The following is a 16,401-nucleotide window of genomic DNA, read 5'->3' as shown; positions in this document are numbered from 1 at the left end:
TTTTCCACTCCGTTTTCCGGAGCTTCACTCAACCGACTCGGCTTTCCGCTTGCCCCCGCTCTCTCGCGGCGACTCCGGAACTGTACGGGGACCGGCGGGCCACATGCAAATCGTCCCGCCCTGCGGCGGCAGGGCGGGACGATCGGCGGTCAGGGGCGCGTCAGACGCGGCCCATCTCCTCGGCGATGGCCGCCGCGAAGGCGTCGATGTCGGCCTCCGTGGTGTCGTACGAACACATCCAGCGGACCTCGCCGGTGTGCTCGTTCCAGAAGTAGAAGCGGTAGCGCTTCTGCAGCCGCTCGCTCACCTCGCGCGGGAGGATCGCGAAGACCGCGTTCGCCTGGACCGGGCGGACGATCGTCACACCGTCGATACCCCGGACGGCAGCCTCCAGGCGGCTGGCCATCGCGTTGGCGTGGCCGGCGTTGCGGAGGTAGAGGTCACCGGAGAGCAGTGCCTCGAACTGGACCGAGACGAAGCGCATCTTCGACGCGAGCTGCATCGAGGTCTTGCGCAGGAACTTGATGTTCCGGACCTTCTCGGGGTTGAGCACGACCACGCACTCACCGAAGAGCAGGCCGTTCTTCGTGCCGCCGAAGGACAGCACGTCGACGCCCACGTCCGTGGTGAAGGCGCGCAGCGGGACGCCGAGCGAGGCGGCCGCGTTGGCGATGCGGGAGCCGTCCACGTGGACCAGCATGCCCAGCTGGTGCGCGTGGTCGACGATCGCCCGGATCTCCTCGACGGTGTAGAGGGTGCCGAGCTCGGTGCTCTGGGTGATCGAGACCGCGAGCGGCTGCGCGCGGTGCTCGTCGCCGTAGCCCCAGGCCTGCTGGTCGATGAGCTCGGGGGTGAGCTTGCCGTCCGGGGTGGGGACGGTGAGCAGCTTGATGCCGCCCATCTTCTCCGGCGCGCCGCCCTCGTCCACGTTGATGTGGGCGGAGTCGGCGGCGATCACGGCGCCCCAGCGCGGGAGCAGGGCCTGCAGGGCGACGACGTTGGCGCCGGTCCCGTTGAACACGGGGTACGCCTCGGCCTGGTCGCCGAAGTGGCGGCGGAAGACGTCCTGCAGGTGGGTGGTGTAGTCGTCCTCGCCGTAGGCGACCTGGTGGCCGCCGTTGGCGAGGGCTATGGCGGCGAGGATCTCGGGGTGCACGCCGGCGTAGTTGTCGCTGGCGAAGCCGCGGACGGCGGGGTCGTGCCGCCGTTCCGCGTCCGTGCGGCCGGCGAGGTCGGTCATCGGGCTGTCAGCCACAGGTGCTGTCCGTTCAGTTCTTCTGCGGGGCGGTCCCAGAGGCCCGCCAGGTGGGCGGCGAGGTCGGCGGTGTCGGTGAAGCCGGCGAACTTCGCCTCCGGCTTCTCGGCCCGCATCTCGGGACTGACCAACGCCTTGATCACCAGGATCGCAGCTGCGGCGGTGGGCTTGCCGTCCTCGGCGGTGGTCTCCTTGCGGAAGGAGTCCGCCATGGCGAGCGTCCAGGCCTCGGTGGCGGCCTTGGCGGCGGCGTAGGCGGCGCCGCCCGCGGTGGGCTTGTGCGCGGCGGCGGCCGAGATCATGGCGTAGCGGCCGGCCTCGCTGCGGACCAGGGCGGGCTGGAACGCCAGCGAGGTGTGCTGGAGGGTCCGCACGACGGTGTCGTGCAGGAAGTCCCAGTCGTCGATCCGGCTGTCGAAGAAGGTCTTGCTGCCGCGCCAGCCGCCGACGAGGTGGAACACGCCGTCGACGTGCCCGTGCTCGGCCTCCAGGTGGTCGGCCCAGTCGTGCACCTCCTGCGGGTCGAGGAGGTCGATGACCTGGCCGCTGACCTTCGCTCCGCGCACGGCGATGCGGACGGAGTCGAGGGCGGACTCCAGGCGCTGGGCGTCGATGTCGGCGCCGACGACGGTCGCGCCGTCGGCGGCGAGGCGGCGCAGCACGGCCTGGCCGGCCGGGCCGCTGGCTCCGGCGACGGCGATGACCTTGCCGGTGAGCGGTCCCTTGGGTGCGGTGGTCACGCGGCGACCTCCTGCAGGCCGGCGCCGGTGATGCCGGTGGTGGAGGCGATGACGCCGCTGAGCTTCTTGGAGAGGGCCTCGTAGAACATGCTCAGCGGGAACTCGTCGGGGAGCACGGCGTCGCACAGGGCCTTGTTGAGGGCCTTGCCGTCGGTGGTGTCGAACGGGAGCGCCTCGGTGCCCTTGGCCCAGGTGGAGGCGGGGTGCGGGGTGAGGTAGCGGGAGACCAGCTCGTAGGCGGCGATCCAGTGGGCCGGCTTGGGCCGGTCGATGCCGTCGCGGTACAGGGTCTCGATCTCGGCGCAGAGCGCGTTGGTGACCTGCGGGGCCCGCTCCCAGTCGATGCTGAGGCGGTTGTCGCGCCAACGCAGCGCGTCGTGCTTGTGCAGGTAGGCGAAGAGCAGCTGGCCGCCCATGCCGTCGTAGTTGCGCACGCGGTCGCCGCTGACCGGGAAGCGGAAGAGGCGGTCGAAGAGGATCGCGTACTGGACGTCGCGGGCGTGCTCGTTGCCCTCGGTCTCCAGCTGCACCGCCTCCTTGAAGGTGGTGAGGTCGCAGCGGAGCTCCTCCAGGCCGTACATCCAGAACGGGCTGCGCTGCTTGATCATGAAGGGGTCGAACGGCAGGTCGCCGTGGCTGTGGGTCCGGTCGTGGATGAGGTCCCAGAGCACGAAGGTCTGCTGCGAGCGCTCCTGGTCCTGCAGCAGGCTCGCGGCGTCGGCGGGGATCTCCAGGCCGAGCTGCTCGACGGCGTTGGTGGTGACGACGCGGAAGCGGGCGGCCTCGCGGTCACAGAAGATGCCGCCCCAGGTGAAACGTTCCGGCGCCTTGCGCACGGCCACGGTCTCGGGGAAGAGGACGGCGGAGTTGGTGTCGTAGCCGGCCGTGAAGTCGGTGAAGGTGATCGGCACGAACATCGGGTTGTCGAAGCGGGTCCGCTCCAGCTCGGCGAGCCACTCGGGCCAGACGACGTTCAGCAGGACGGCTTCCAGGTTGCGGTCCGGGTTGCCGTTCTGGGTGTACATCGGGAAGACCACCAGGTGCTGGAGGCCGTCCTCGCGCTGCTCGGCGGGCTGGAAGGCGAGCAGCGAGTCCAGGAAGTCGGGCTCGCGGTAGCCGGTGTCGGCCCACTTGGCGAGGTCCGCGTCGACGGCGGCCAGGTAGGCGGCGTCGTGCGGGAAGAGCGGGGCGAGCTCCGCGACGGCGGCGCGCACGGTCTCGACCAGCGGGTCGACCGTCTGGCGCTGGACGGCGGACAGGTCGATGGAGCCGTCCTTGGACTGCAGGGGGCGCAGGGCCTCGACGGCATCCTTCAGACGCAGCCAGGCCGGGTGGCCGGCGAGGTTCTGAACCGGGGCGTCGGACGCCACGGTCAGCCTTGGCGAAAGATTCTGCATCGGGGACTCACTTCGACAGGAGGGTTTTCAACGAGACCACCATACGTACGAAAGGTTCTTCTGTTCAAGGGCCCACTCGGCGGCGGATCTCCGGTGACCGGCGGTGCGGGCCGCATGTCCTCCGTGTGAACAGGTGCCGGGATCTTCCGGACAGGGCCGGACGAACCCCGGTAAGCCGACCATGCCGCGCGTGTTCCGGGGGCGCCACCGGGGGAGGTTCCCCATCCGACCGGTCCCGCCCGTCCCTCCCCAGCAGCACCGAGGAGCACCGCCATGCCCATCCTCCCCCGCACACCCGCCGCCGTCCTCCTGCTCGCCGGCGCCGTCCTGGCCGCCGGCACCGCCTGCGCGCCGCAGGACTCCTCCCCCGTGGCGGCCAGCTCGTCGGCCGGCTGCGCGCCCGGCGCGCTGGCGACCCGGACGGCGGGGACGCTGACCGTCGGCACCGACAAGCCCGCGTACGAGCCGTGGTTCTCCGAGGACCGGCCGGAGAACGGCAAGGGCTTCGAGTCGGCGGTGGCGTACGCGGTCGCGGAGCGGCTGGGCTACCCCAAGGAGAAGGTGGCCTGGGTGGTCGCGCCGTTCGGCAAGGCGACCGCGCCCGGCCCCAAGGACTTCGACTTCGACGTCAACCAGGTGTCGATCAGCGCCGAGCGCCGGCAGGCCGTGGACTTCTCCTCCGGCTACTACGACGTCCGGCAGGCGGTGATCGCGCTGAAGAGCTCCAAGGCGGCGTCGGCCAGGAGCCTCGCCGACCTCAAGGGCGTCAAGCTGGGCGCGCAGGTCGGCACCACCAGCCTGAACGCGGTCACCGACACCATCCGGCCGACCGTCCAGCCCGCCGTCTTCGACTCCAACGACCTCGCCAAGGCCGCGCTGAGGAACGGTCAGGTCGAGGCGCTGGTGGTGGACCTGCCGACCGCCTTCTACATCACCGGCGCCGAGGTGACCGAGGCTCAGGTCGTCGGCCAGCTGTCGGGACCGGCGCAGGGCGAGCAGTTCGGGCTGGTGCTGGACAAGGGCTCGAAGCTGACCGGCTGCGTCTCCGCCGCGGTGGACGCGCTGCGCGCCGACGGCACGCTCGCGAAGCTGGAGCAGCGGTGGCTCTCCGACGCCGTCTCGGCCCCCGTCCTCACGTGAGCACCGGTGAGGCGGAGGCGGCCGGCCCGGTCCTCGGCAAGGCGCTCCCGGACGGCTACCGGCCGTCGGCGCGGCGGCTCGCCCACGAGGCCTACCGGCGCCGCCGGGCCCGCCGCTCGGCGCTGATCGCCGGGGTCTCGACCCTGGTGACGGCGGTCGCGCTGGTGGCGCTGGTGGTCGGGTCGCCGGGCTGGCCGGCCGTGCGGCGCTCCTTCCTGAACGCCGAGTACGCCCGCCAGGCGCTGCCCGAGGTGCTCAAGGGGCTGCGGATCAACCTGGAGCTGATGGCCGTCTGCGGGGTGCTGATCCTGGTGTTCGGCCTGCTGCTGGCGGTGCTCCGGACGCTGCGCGGGCCGGTGTTCCTGCCGGTGCGGCTGCTGGCCACGGCCTACGTGGACTTCTTCCTCGGCCTGCCGATGATCATCTGCCTGCTGGTGATGATCACCGGCGTGCCGGCGCTGCGGCTGACCGGCGTCACCACCGATCCGCTCTGGCTGGGCGGCGCGGCGCTGGTGCTGACGTACTCGGCCTACGTGTCCGAGGTGTTCCGGGCCGGGATCGAGTCGGTGCACCCGAGCCAGCGGGCCGCCGCCCGGTCGCTGGGCCTGTCGGCCGCCCAGGCGATGCGCCACGTGGTGCTGCCGCAGGCGGTCCGCCGGGTGGTGCCGCCGCTGCTCAACAACCTGGTCAGCCTGCAGAAGGACACCGGTCTGGTGTCGATCGGCGGGGTGATCGACGCGGTGTACGCGGCGAAGATCATCAACGGGCGCTCGTTCAACTCCACCCCGTACCTGGTGGCGGCGCTGGTCTTCGTGGTCCTGACCATCCCGCTCACCCGGTTCACCGGCTGGCTGACCGCCCGGATGAACCGCCGTCAACACGAAGGGGGGCCGTCGTGACCGACAGCGGCGGGGCCATCGGCCCGGTGCTGCGGCTGGAGGCCGTGCGCAAGACCTTCGGCGCCGGCCAGGTGGTGCTGCGGGACGTGCACCTCACGGTGCCCGAGCACTCGGTGACGGCGCTGATCGGGGCCTCCGGCTCCGGCAAGTCGACGCTGCTGCGGTGCGTCAACCTGCTGGAGCGGATCGACGACGGCGCGGTGTTCCTGGACGGCGCGGAGATCACCGACCCGCGGGTCGACGAGGACGCCGTCCGGCGGCGGATCGGCGTGGTGTTCCAGGCGTACAACCTGTTCCCGCACCTGACGGTGCTGGAGAACGTCACGCTCGCCCCGCGCCGGGTGCACGGCGTGCCCCGGGCCGAGGCGGAGGCGCGGGCGCTGGAACTGCTGGACCGGCTCGGGCTCGCCGCGAAGGCGCGCGCCTACCCGGACCGGCTCTCCGGCGGGCAGCAGCAGCGGGTCGCCATCGTCCGCGCGCTGGCCACCGGCCCCCGGCTGCTGCTGCTCGACGAGATCACCGCGGCGCTCGACCCGGAGCTGGTCGGCGAGGTGCTGGCGGTGGTGCGCGACCTGAAGGAGCAAGGCATGACGATGCTGCTCGCCACCCACGAGATGGGGTTCGCCCGCGAGGTCGCCGACGAGGTCTGCTTCCTGGACGGCGGGGTGGTGCTCGAACAGGGGCCGCCGGAGCAGGTGTTCGGGGCGCCCCGACAGGAGCGGACCCGCCGCTTCCTGAGCCGGGTGATCGCCTCCGGCCGGCTCGCCCCTTGACCCGGCTCACCCCTTGACCCGGCGCCCACCGGAGGGCGGCACTCCGGTGGGCACCACCGCGCGCCCCCGTACGCGCCCTGCTGCGGGCGGCGCCCAGCCGTGATCGTTGACGGGACGCCCGTCCGCGCCGCCCGGGAGGCCGCCGTTGCACGGTCCAGCCCTGGTCAGCTGGCTGCTGGCCGCCCTCACCGCGGCCTCCGGCGGCTACTGCCTCACCCGGCTGCGCCACGGCGCGTGCGGACCGTCCGACCCCTCGGACCCGGCGCACCGGCGGCACGCCCGCGAGTCCGACCTCGCCGAGGGGCTGATGGGCTTCGGGATGGCGGCGATGGCCCTGACCGGGACGGCCGTGCCGGGCACCGTCTGGGCCTGGGTGTACGGTCCGCCCGCCGTACTCCTGCTGCTCGCGGCCGCCCGCCGCCCGGCCCGCCGGGCGCACCGGCTGCACCACGCGGTCGGCGCGCTGGCGATGACCTACATGGCACTGGCGATGACGGCCGTCCCCGGCCACCCGGCCCACCACGCCCCGGCGACCGGCTCACCGGCGCTGACCGGCGCCCTGCTCGCCTACTTCGGCGGGTACGCGCTCTGGTCCGGCACCCGCCTCCTGACCACCCCCGGCGGCGGCGCGCCGATGATCGCGACGGCCCTGCCCCGGGCCTGCCGACTGGCCATGGGCATCGGAATGTTCGCCATGCTCCTGACCATGTGACCCGGCCGCCCGCCACCCCCGCCCGGCACCCCGCCCACCACCGGCCGTGGCGTTGGTCACTGGCGCCCCGAAAGCCGTTCCACCCCGCCACCCCAGCGCATAGGTTGACCGGAAGCGCGCTTGTCGCGCTCCGTGCGTCCTCGGGGAGCCCATGCCATGACGGCCCTGCTCGGCCTGCTGCTGCTCGGACTGCTGTTCGCCACCGTCGCGCCGCGGCTGCTGGCGCGGGCGCGGTGGGTGGAGCGGGAACCGGTGCTGGCGCTGCTGGTCTGGCAGTGCCTGGTGGTGGCGGTGCTGCTGTGCTGCGCGTTGAGTCTGGTGCTGGCGGCGATGGCGGCGCTGCCCGAGTTGCGGGCGCTGCTGTTCTCGAACGCGCCGAACGGCGTGGAGGCGGCGTACGGGCTGCACAACGCCGAGGGGTGGGGCCGGCTGTGGGCGGCGGTGCTGGCGGCGGGCGGGGTGCAGACGGTGTTCGCGCTGACCCGTGAGGTCCGGTCGGCGAAGGCGCTGCGGGACCGTCGGCACGCCCAACTGGCCGAGCTGTCACCCGGGTTGCCGGAGTCGATCGAACCCGGTTCGGGGGCGGGCGCCCGGCAGCGGCGGGAGCGGCTGGTGGTGCTGGAGAACGTCCGGCCGGAGGCGTGGTCGCTGCCCGGGCCCAACTCCCGGCTGGTGGTGACCACCGGGGCGATGCGGCAGCTGACCGACCGGGAGCTGGCGGCGGTGCTCAGCCATGAGCGCGGGCACGTCCGGGCCCGGCACCACTGGCTGGCGCAGGGCGCCGAGGCGCTCGCCTCCGGGTTCCCCGGGGTGGGGGTGTTCAGCGCCTTCCGGGACCAGGTGGGCGAGTTGGTGGAGCTGGCGGCGGACGACCGGGCGGCGCGCCGGCACGGGCGGCACACCACGGCCCTGGCGCTGGCCGAACTCAACCTGGGGCGCGGGGTGTTCGGCGCCTGCCCGCCCGGGCAGGCGCAGTCCCCGAAGCGGGTGGACCGGCTGCTGGCCGGGCGGCCGCGGCTCTCCGTGCCGCACCGGCTCCGGCTGACCCTGGCCGCCCTGGCGGCGCCCGCCGCGGTCGTCCTGCTGGCCGCTGCGCCGGGTCTGCTGGCGCTGCGCTGAGCGAACGGGACGGGGCCGGTCAGTCGGTGAGCGGCCCGCAGACCCGCACCGGATCCTCGGCCAGGGTGAGCGAGAGCACCTCGCGGTGCAGCGGGCGGGCCTCCGTGTAGCGCCGGCGGCCCTCCTCGGTGAGCGAGACCTGGATGCCGCGCCGGTCGTCGGCGCACATCGCCCGGGTCACCAGCCCCGCCTTCTCCAGCCGGCCGATCAGCCGGGAGAGCGCGCTCTGGCTGAGGTGCACGGTGTCGCCGAGCTCCTGGACGCGCAGCGCGTGGCCGCCGCCCCGGCAGCCCTCGACGAGGCGTTCCAGCACCTCGAACTCGCTCATGCCCAGGCCGTGCTTCTCACCGAGTTCGCGGTCCAGCAGACAGGCCGTCTGGGCATGCCGAGCCAGCAGGTCGCGCCACTCGGCGACCAGACCTGCCTCCGCCGGGGAGTCGAGTTCAGCCACGCCGCCACGATATCACAGGCGGCGGCAACTTATGCGTTAACATCTTATTCACTTGCATTGGATGCACGTGCATGTAGCCTCTTGATCCATGACCACCGCGACCGTCACGACGACCGACGACTCATCACCCGGCGGGGCACACTGGACCCCCCGCCTCTGGGGCACGCTGATCGTGCTCTGCGCCGCGCTCTTCCTGGACGCCCTGGACGTCTCGATGGTGGGCATCGCCCTCCCCTCCATCGGGTCCGAACTCCACCTCTCCACCTCCACCCTGCAGTGGGTGGTCTCCGGCTACGTGCTCGGCTACGGCGGCCTGCTGCTGCTCGGCGGCCGCACCGCCGACCTGCTCGGCCGCCGCCGGGTCTTCCTGGTCGCGCTCGGCGTGTTCGCCGCCGCCTCGCTGCTCGGCGGGCTGGTCGACGACGGCGGCCTGCTGATCGCCGCCCGCTTCCTGAAGGGCGTCGCCGCCGCGTTCACCGCGCCGGCCGGCCTGTCGATCATCACCACCACGTTCCCGGAGGGCCCGTCCCGCAACCGGGCGCTGTCGATCTACACCACCTGCGGGGCCAGCGGCTTCTCGCTCGGCCTGGTGCTCAGCGGACTGCTCACCTCCGTCGGCTGGCGCTGGACCTTCCTGATGCCCGTCCCGATCGCGCTGCTCGCCCTGCTCTTCGCCGTCCGGCTGCTCCCCCGCCCGGTCGAGGAGAAGGCCGCCGGCCGCTACGACGTGCTGGGCGCGATCACCGGCACCACCGCCGTACTGCTGCTGGTCTTCACCGCGACCGAGGCGCAGGGCGCCGGCTGGCTGAGCCTGCGCACGCTCGGCTCGCTTGCGGTCGTCGTCCTGCTCGCCGCCGCCTTCCTGGTGGTCGAGAGCCGCACCGCGCACCCGCTGGTCCGGCTCGGCATCTTCCGCAACGGCGCGGTCGCCCGAGCCAACGTGATCGCCTTCACGATGGCCGGCGCGTACGGCGGCTTCCAGTTCGTGGTCACCCTCTACCTCCAGGACCTGCTCGGCTGGTCGGCGCTGGAGATGGCGCTAGGACTGCTCCCGGCCGGCGCCATGATCGCGCTCTCGGCGCCGTTCATGGGCCCGGTGGTGGACCGCTTCGGCACCGGCCGGCTGCTGCCGATCGGCCTGCTCGCCCTGGTCGCCGCGTTCGCCCTGTTCCTGCGGCTGGACGAGCACAGCTCCTACCCGGCCCTGGTGCTGCCCTCGATCGTGCTGCTCGGGGTCGGCTTCGCGCTCGCCTTCCCCTCGGTGAACATCGCCGCCACCGACGGGGTGGCCGACGAGGAGCAGGGGCTGGCCTCCGGGCTGGTGAACACCGGGATCCAGGTGGGCACCGCGGTCGTCCTGGCCGGCGCCACCGCGATCATCACCGCCGGGAACGGCGGCGGCACCAGCGCCCAGGCCCAGCTGGACGGCTACCGGCCGGCGCTGCTCTTCGTCACCGCGATCGCCCTGATCGGCCTGCTGATCGCCGCCACCGGCGCGGTGCTCGACCGGCGGAAGCGGTCAACTCCCCTCCCGGTCCCGGACTATGATTATCCGTCAGCGGGGACCCGCGGGGACCTGGCCGACCGGCGCGACGAGGTCCTCAGCAAGGGCTGAGCAACAGCAGAGGTTTCCCGGAGCCCGAGGCCGACCCCCGCCTCCGGGCAGGGCGCCGGCTCTACCAAACCCCCGTGTTGGTAGGGCCGGCGCCTCCGTACGAACCGAGCCTGACCGTCCGACCGAACGCCGGGAAACCCGGTTCGGCCGCCGGCGCCGCCAGTATATTGGCCGCCGGTCAACGATCGTACGGAGCAGACACGATGGCACCTCGCGGGGATTCGGTCAATGAGGAGATGCGCCGGCGTTCCCGGCGCCGCATCATGCGCGCCACGGTCGAGCTCGTCGACCAGCAGGGATACGCCGGCACCACGCTGACCGACATCGCCGAACGGGCCGGGCTCGCCCGGGGCCTGGTCTCGTACTACTTCGACGGCAAACGGCTGCTGATGCAGTCCGCCACCCACCGGCTGATCCACCAGGCGCTCTCCGCCGCGCTCGGCGGACTGGCCCCCGACGCGACCCCGGAGGACCGGCTGGCCCGGGCCATCGACACGGTGCTCGACGTGGCCCTGGCCCACCCCCGGGTGATGCGCGCGCACCTCGCGCTGATCCTCGACCCGGACACCGGCGCCTTCGTCCAGGACCCGGAGCAGCAGCGGCTCGGCACGCTCCTCCAGGAGCTGCTGGGCGACTGGGGCGCGCCCGACCCGGCGGCCGAGCACGCCGTGCTGCGCAGCGCGCTGATGGGCGGTTGCATAGGCGTGCTGCTGCCGGGGGTCGAGCTGTCGCTGGCGCCGATCCGGGCGGACCTGTTCCGCCGCTACGACCTGCCCTGGCACCTCGGCTGCCCGCCGCAGCCGCTGCCGCCGGAACGCGAACGGCCGCCGGCCCGCGACTGAACCGCGGGACCGGCGGCCGCCCCGGCGACCGGTGCTCCGGCGCACCGGCTCACCCGGCGTACCGGCAGGAGCCGCTCAGCGCTCCTTCAGGATCGAGGCCAGCAGGTCGATGGTGCGCTCGGGCGTGAGGCTGTCCACGCAGAGCCGCTCCATCACCTGGATGTAGGCGTCGACGTCGTCGCGCTTGTCGAGGTACAGCGCGCTGGTCAGCTGCTCCAGGTAGACCACGTCGGCGAGGTCCTGCTCGGGGAACCGCAGGATGGTGAACGCACCGGACTCACCGGCGTGCGCGCCGAAGCGGAACGGCATGACCTGGATCACCACGTTGGCCTGCTCGGCGGCGTCGATCAGGTACTGGACCTGGCCGCGCATCACCTTGGGCCCGCCGACCGGACGGCGCAGCGCGGCCTCGTCGATGACGGCCCAGAGCCGCGGGCTGTCGCCCTCGGTGAGCAGCTTCTGGCGGCGCATCCGCAGGCTGACCCGGCGTTCGACCTCCTCCTCGCTGATCACCGGCCGACTCTGGCCGAAAACCGCCCTGGCGTACTCCTCGGACTGGAGCAGGCCGGGGACGAACTGGACCTCGTAGGTGCGGATGAGGGCGGCGGCCTCCTCGAGGCCGACGTAGGTCTGGAACCAACCCGGCAGGACGTCGTTGAAGCTGTGCCACCAGCCCGACTTGTTGGCCTCCCGGACCAGGCCGAGCAGCGCCTCGCGTTCGAGGCCGTCGTCCACGCCGTAGAGGCTGAGCAGGTCGGCGACGTCGCGTTCCTTGAAGCTGACGCGGCCGAGTTCCATGCGGCTGATCTTGGACTCGGAGGCCCTGATCGCGTAGCCCGCGTCCTCGCGGGTGATGCCGCGCGTCTCACGGAGCCGGCGCAGCTGGGAGCCGAGGAGGATCCGGCGGACCATCGAGCCGCCGCCCGGCTGAACTGTGGTCATGCGGTCCTAACCTCCACCTAGGGCAAACAGCGCACAGTCTGCCATCAGTTGAGCGCTCACGGTGCCGATACTGACGGATGTTCCTATCAGTTCTGCACTCCGCACACCAGGATGCACGTGCATTCGGCGCTTGCATATGCCATTTGAACGACTGCACGTGAATCGACTCTTGCATCTGCAGTGAGCGCAGAGCACGATGGTGCACGTGCACCTGCACATCCCTGGCAATCCCGCGGGCTCCGCGTCGACCCCACGCGCGACTCCGTGCACCGGCCCGGCAGCGCCCCCGCGCCTCCGGGCCCTCGTGCGCGCGCGCCTGGTCGAGGGGGCGGCCGCGCGGCCGAGCGAGTCGGAGGTGACCGGCATGACCCCGGCGGGTCCAGCCGTGTCCGCCCCCTTATGGGAGGAGCTCTTCATGAGCACCGGAACGGCCTTGGCAGTCGACCCCCATGTGGTCACCTGTACGCTCGCTCCCCGTTATGAAGCCGTCAGAACCGCGCGCGACTTCGCCAGGACCGCCCTCCAGCGCTGGGGGCTGGGCGAGCTCTTCGACGACGTCGCGCTGGTGGCCTCGGAGCTGGTGACCAACGCCCTGCGGCACGCGATCGGCGCGTGCCCCGGTGCGGTGGGTGAGTACGACCTTCCCATGCAGGCGGCGGCCGAGGGCCGGCTGCCGATCCGAATAAGCCTGGTGCACCGCGCACCCCAGGTGGTCTGTGCCGTGAGCGATCCCAGCAGCACCGGGCCGGTCGCCCGGGAGGCGGACTTCGTGGCGGAGTCCGGCCGCGGGCTGCACCTGGTCGACTCGTTCAGCCGTTCCTGGGGCTGGCACCCGCTGGGCGGCGGCAAGGTCGTCTGGGCGCTGTTCGAGGCGGAACCGGTACCGCTGGAGCCGGAACAACGGCCCCTTCCGGTGGCCGAGTTCGGCGGACGGCACCGACGCTCGGCCTAGCGCCGCGGCGACCCCGGGCACCATCGCCCCACCGGCAGTACCCCTCCGGGAGCCCACACCCCGGATGGACGGCCACACACCGTCTCGACACCACGACACCCCGGCAACGGCAGTCGGTCACCCTCGGGCAGCGGGTACCGAAGGCCTCCCGGCGGTGACGCCCCCTCCGACCCGCGTGCGGCGGCTCGGCCCGGCGGCGGCGATCGGGAACCGGGTGGCCATCCCGCGGCAGAAGACAGTGGCAAAAGACAAAGGCCGTCGTGGTGTCAGCACCCACGACGGCCCCCCGATGGTGCGGCCCCCCGATGGTGAAGGCGGAAGCCGGCGGACGGTCAGACCGCCAGGTGGTCGAACTCCCCGTCCTTGGCCCCCAGCAGCAGCGCCGCTATCTCGGCCCGGGTGTAGATCAGCGCCGGACCGTCCGGGAAGCGCGAGTTGCGCATCGCCACCTCGCCCCCCGGGAGGGCGGCGAACTCGACGCAGTTGCCCTGAGAGTTGCTGTGCAGGCTCTTCTGCCAGACCACGCCCTCGAGGTCCGCAGCGGCCATCCCGTTGTACGCGTCGTATGTGTCGTGCATAGAAATCTCCCGAAGAGCTCCGGAGTGGGTCGTTCGCTCGGCGCCCCGACCCTCGGCCGAACGCCCGGGCCGGCCCCGTACCGGCCCGGCACAACGCCTCACTTGACGCGATGATAGCTCCTGTGCACGTGCATCAGCACGGGACATTGCAGGTGCACGGCGGTTTCGACACCGAACCGGAACTCTTCCCGAGCCGCCCGCCTGACGGCACGTAACCGGACATAGCCGACTGAATCGGCAAGCCGTCGCTAACCGCCCGTAGGCGGCCGCCCGCTGAATGTTGATCTTCCGAAGCCCGGAGTCGCACCGCCGTGACGCTCCGTCAGGCGGCCCGAGCCCTGTGAGACATCTCACGCGCCCCTCCTGCAACGCGGGACCCGTTCCGGCGCATCTGAGCGGATACCGGGAGAACTGCCGGACCGAGGCCGGATATGTCCGGTTTTCGGTGGTGCCGCCCCGCCCGGCGGGGCAGCCGACTGCGGGCCGGGCCTGCGGATGTCCTACGATCTCCGCCATGAGCACCGCAGCCATCCCGGGCGCGCCACTGCCCGTCCGCACTCCAGGCTCCCGTGCGCGGGGGCGCCACCGCCGTCCCGAGCGCCCCGAGATCCCGGCCGGTTCCCCGGCCCTGCTGCTCGCCGTCCCGGCGGCCGCCGGACCCGAGTCCCGCTCCGTCGTCGAGGAGCTGCTGTCCATCGTCCGCAGCGAGCAGAACGGCGTGCAGACCGTGGCCGGCTACCTCCCGGCCGACGCGGCCGACGGCGAGGCCGGCGAGGAGCGCACCGTCGCCGAACTGCTGGCCGAGGCGGCCGAGGCCGGCCTGCCGGCGCCGGTGGTGGTCCCGCTGGTTCCCGGCCCGCACGGGTTCCTGACCGACCTGCACGACCTGGCCTCCGCGTACGGCGCCACCGTCACCGACGTGCTCGGCCCGCACCCGCTGCTGGCCGAGGGCGTCCACGTCCGCCTCTCCGAGGCCGGACTGGCCCGCGCCGACCGCGCCCGGCTGTTCGCGATCGCGACCGCCGCCGACGGCGTGGTGCTCACCACCGCCGGCGGGCAGGCCGCGGCCGACGCCGCCGGGATCACCGGCATGCTGCTGGCCGCGCGACTGGCCGTGCCGGTCGTCGCCGCCGCGCTCGACGTGCCCGGCTCGGTCGTCGACGCCGTCGCCCACCTCAAGGAGATGGGCGCGCAGAACCCGGCGCTGGCGCCGCTGGTGATCGGCCCGGAGGCCGACTCCGAGCTGCTCGCCACGGCCGCCGAGGAGACCGGCTGCCCGTCGGCCGCGCCGCTGGGCGCCTACCAGGCGGTCGGCCAGCTGGTCGCCTCCACCTACCTGGCCGCCCTGCCGGCCTTCGACGGCGGGCTCGCGGCCGAGGAGGCCGACGCCGAGGAGGCCGCCAAGGGCAGCGGACGGCACGCCGCGCAGTAGCGGACACCCACGACAGCGGGGCCCGGGAACGCAGCACGCGTTCCCGGGCCCCGTTGTGCTCGGCGCCTGACGCCCCCTCCGCCCGGACTGCGGTGATTCGGTGAGGTTGGGGCGAGTTGTCCGATCTGTGGAGCTTTCACCGGAGATGCCCGCGGCCCGGCGTGCGGCCCGGCGAGCGCCGTCCGACGCCTCGTCGGCGCCCGTCGGCGCGCCTCCTTCCCCCGGACCCTCCCCCGGGCCGCCGCGCCGGAACCGGCCTCCTGAGGCACCGGCAGTTGTGTTGACCACGACGAGCGTTGCGCGAAAACGGTCATTTCTGATCATGAAGGACAGCCCCCGAGCCCCGCTTTCGCAAACCGTGACGAGCGTCACACATGTTTGCGGTTTGAACTCGGGTCTGCTTAACGTGCTCCCCGTTCGTGGCCACACGGACCCAGTTCACCCGCAACGCCGAGTCCTGCCGTCGGGTGCGCTGGCAGCGCAATGCACCACGGCAGGAGCGGGGGAACCACAGGTAGTCCGCCCAGGACCGGTCCACGGACCGGCCCCGGGCTAGGGGTGAAGCCGCGTCCACAGCGCGGCCGGGCAACTCCAGCCCGAATCCGACAGCTCACCTCGCAGGCGTGGGAGAGGACCGCGTCTTCATGCTGCCCACCAACGGCACCCGTCTGTCCGGCCGTACCCGTCGCGCGATCGCCGCCCTCGGCGTCGCGGGCATCGGCCTCACCATCCCCTGCCTGACCGCCGGCACCGCCTCCGCCGCCTCCGTCGCGACCTGGGACAAGGTCGCCCAGTGCGAGAGCGGCGGCAACTGGAGCATCAACACCGGCAACGGCTTCTACGGCGGCCTCCAGTTCACCAACTCCACCTGGTCCGGCTTCGGCGGCACCGCGTACGCCGCGCGCGCCGACCTCGCCACCAAGGACCAGCAGATCTCGGTCGCCGAGAAGGTCCTCGCCTCGCAGGGCCCCGGCGCCTGGCCGGTCTGCTCGGTCCAGGCCGGCCTGACCAAGGGCGGCACCCCCGCCGCCGTGGACACCTCCGCCGCCGCCAAGCCGGCCGCGCAGACCCCGGCCCCGGCCGCCAAGCCCGCCGAGAAGCCCGCCGCCCAGCAGCCGGCCGCCAAGCCCGCCGCGAAGCCGCAGACCCAGGCCCCCGCCGCCGACTCCGCCGCCACCTCCGCCGACGCCCAGGGCAAGGGCGGCCAGGACTGGCAGCAGTGGCGTCAGCAGGCCGGCCAGCACGCCTCGGACGACTACACCGTGGTCGCCGGCGACTGGCTCTCCACCATCGCCGACAAGAACGGGGTCCAGGGCGGCTGGGAGCGGCTGTACGAGCTCAACCGCGCCACCCTGACCGAGGGCCCGCACGCCATCTACCCGGGCCAGCACCTGACCCTGGGCGACCGCGCCAAGGCCCAGGACGCGTCCGGCAAGGGCTTCGACTGGTTCAACCGCGCCAAGGGCGCCCAGGACGGCACCGCGGCCGCCAAGCCCGCCGCGCAGACCACCGCCCCGGCCGCCAAGCCCGCCGCCCAGGCCGAGACCCCGGCGC

At 72.8% G+C, this 16,401-nt stretch carries 16 protein-coding genes and 1 riboswitch; of the genes, 10 read left to right on the top strand and 6 right to left on the bottom strand.

Going from position 1 to position 16,401, the window contains the following annotated elements; translation table 11 throughout:
• Positions 1-160 precede the first annotated feature (160 nt).
• Genes AB0N76_RS36170 through AB0N76_RS36160 form a run of 3 tightly spaced genes read right to left on the bottom strand, consistent with a single transcriptional unit; the run spans position 161 to position 3,392 of the window.
• Complete coding sequence (locus AB0N76_RS36170; RefSeq protein ID WP_363564718.1) at positions 161-1,240, bottom strand: low specificity L-threonine aldolase; 1,080 nt, start codon at positions 1,238-1,240, stop codon at positions 161-163.
• Positions 1,237-1,995: an SDR family NAD(P)-dependent oxidoreductase gene (locus AB0N76_RS36165; protein WP_363564716.1), complete on the bottom strand. Its 759-nt coding sequence runs from the start codon at positions 1,993-1,995 to the stop codon at positions 1,237-1,239. Before AB0N76_RS36165 ends, AB0N76_RS36170 begins: the two co-directional genes overlap by 4 nt.
• Positions 1,992-3,392: a DUF6421 family protein gene (locus AB0N76_RS36160; protein WP_363564714.1), complete on the bottom strand. Its 1,401-nt coding sequence runs from the start codon at positions 3,390-3,392 to the stop codon at positions 1,992-1,994. Before AB0N76_RS36160 ends, AB0N76_RS36165 begins: the two co-directional genes overlap by 4 nt.
• 273 nt (positions 3,393-3,665) lie before the next feature.
• Between AB0N76_RS36160 and AB0N76_RS36155 the strand changes: the two genes are divergently transcribed.
• The 5 genes from AB0N76_RS36155 (at position 3,666) to AB0N76_RS36135 (ending at position 8,035) form a co-directional block, all read left to right on the top strand.
• Positions 3,666-4,532 carry an ABC transporter substrate-binding protein gene (locus tag AB0N76_RS36155; RefSeq protein WP_363564712.1) on the top strand — a complete coding sequence of 289 codons (867 nt, stop codon included), beginning with the start codon at positions 3,666-3,668 and terminating at the stop codon, positions 4,530-4,532.
• A complete protein-coding gene (locus AB0N76_RS36150; RefSeq protein WP_363564709.1) occupies positions 4,529-5,431 on the top strand; it encodes an amino acid ABC transporter permease in 903 nt (300 codons plus the stop codon). Before AB0N76_RS36155 ends, AB0N76_RS36150 begins: the two co-directional genes overlap by 4 nt.
• Entirely contained in the window at positions 5,428-6,204 is a 777-nt protein-coding gene (locus AB0N76_RS36145) for an amino acid ABC transporter ATP-binding protein (protein WP_363564707.1), read from the top strand. The genes AB0N76_RS36150 and AB0N76_RS36145 overlap by 4 nt, the downstream gene beginning before the upstream one ends.
• Positions 6,205-6,349: 145 nt before the next feature.
• Positions 6,350-6,916 carry a DUF5134 domain-containing protein gene (locus AB0N76_RS36140; protein WP_363564705.1) on the top strand — a complete coding sequence of 189 codons (567 nt, stop codon included), beginning with the start codon at positions 6,350-6,352 and terminating at the stop codon, positions 6,914-6,916.
• A gap of 156 nt (positions 6,917-7,072) precedes the next feature.
• A complete protein-coding gene (locus tag AB0N76_RS36135) occupies positions 7,073-8,035 on the top strand; it encodes a M56 family metallopeptidase (protein WP_363564703.1) in 963 nt (320 codons plus the stop codon).
• A gap of 19 nt (positions 8,036-8,054) precedes the next feature.
• Here the strand turns inward: AB0N76_RS36135 and AB0N76_RS36130 are convergent, their stop codons facing one another.
• The gene (locus AB0N76_RS36130; protein WP_363564701.1) at positions 8,055-8,486 is read right to left on the bottom strand and encodes a MarR family transcriptional regulator; all 432 of its coding nucleotides are present in this window, start codon (positions 8,484-8,486) and stop codon (positions 8,055-8,057) included.
• Positions 8,487-8,574: 88 nt separating this feature from the next.
• Here AB0N76_RS36130 and AB0N76_RS36125 point away from each other — a divergent pair, with 88 nt between their 5' ends.
• Together AB0N76_RS36125 and AB0N76_RS36120 are read left to right on the top strand one after the other, a co-directional pair.
• Positions 8,575-10,101, top strand: a complete 1,527-nt coding sequence (locus tag AB0N76_RS36125; protein ID WP_363564699.1) for an MFS transporter — start codon at positions 8,575-8,577, stop codon at positions 10,099-10,101.
• Positions 10,102-10,337: 236 nt separating this feature from the next.
• A complete protein-coding gene (locus tag AB0N76_RS36120; RefSeq protein WP_363564697.1) occupies positions 10,338-10,943 on the top strand; it encodes a TetR family transcriptional regulator in 606 nt (201 codons plus the stop codon).
• 75 nt (positions 10,944-11,018) lie between these two features.
• On the opposite strand, the gene AB0N76_RS36115 is transcribed toward AB0N76_RS36120, so the two are convergent.
• Positions 11,019-11,885, bottom strand: coding sequence for a helix-turn-helix transcriptional regulator (locus tag AB0N76_RS36115; RefSeq protein WP_363564695.1), 867 nt, complete (start codon positions 11,883-11,885; stop codon positions 11,019-11,021).
• A gap of 415 nt (positions 11,886-12,300) precedes the next feature.
• Here AB0N76_RS36115 and AB0N76_RS36110 point away from each other — a divergent pair, with 415 nt between their 5' ends.
• Positions 12,301-12,837 carry an ATP-binding protein gene (locus AB0N76_RS36110; protein WP_363564693.1) on the top strand — a complete coding sequence of 179 codons (537 nt, stop codon included), beginning with the start codon at positions 12,301-12,303 and terminating at the stop codon, positions 12,835-12,837.
• 332 nt (positions 12,838-13,169) lie between these two features.
• On the opposite strand, the gene AB0N76_RS36105 is transcribed toward AB0N76_RS36110, so the two are convergent.
• On the bottom strand, positions 13,170-13,415 hold the full coding sequence (locus tag AB0N76_RS36105) for a DUF397 domain-containing protein (RefSeq protein WP_363564691.1): 246 nt from the start codon (positions 13,413-13,415) through the stop codon (positions 13,170-13,172).
• Between the two features lie 514 nt (positions 13,416-13,929).
• Between AB0N76_RS36105 and AB0N76_RS36100 the strand changes: the two genes are divergently transcribed.
• On the top strand, positions 13,930-14,847 hold the full coding sequence (locus AB0N76_RS36100) for a hypothetical protein (protein ID WP_363564689.1): 918 nt from the start codon (positions 13,930-13,932) through the stop codon (positions 14,845-14,847).
• 438 nt (positions 14,848-15,285) lie between these two features.
• A riboswitch (cyclic di-AMP (ydaO/yuaA leader) is annotated at positions 15,286-15,484 on the top strand.
• Positions 15,471-16,401, top strand: a 931-nt coding sequence (locus AB0N76_RS36095) for a transglycosylase family protein (protein ID WP_363564687.1), incomplete at its 3' end; no start/stop codon positions are given. (Overlaps the previous riboswitch by 14 nt.)

The organism is Kitasatospora sp. NPDC093806, assembly GCF_040683335.1.
Taxonomy (GTDB): domain Bacteria; phylum Actinomycetota; class Actinomycetes; order Streptomycetales; family Streptomycetaceae; genus Kitasatospora.
Note: the sequence above shows the minus strand (reverse complement) of the source record. Positions and strands in the feature narration are given on the sequence as shown.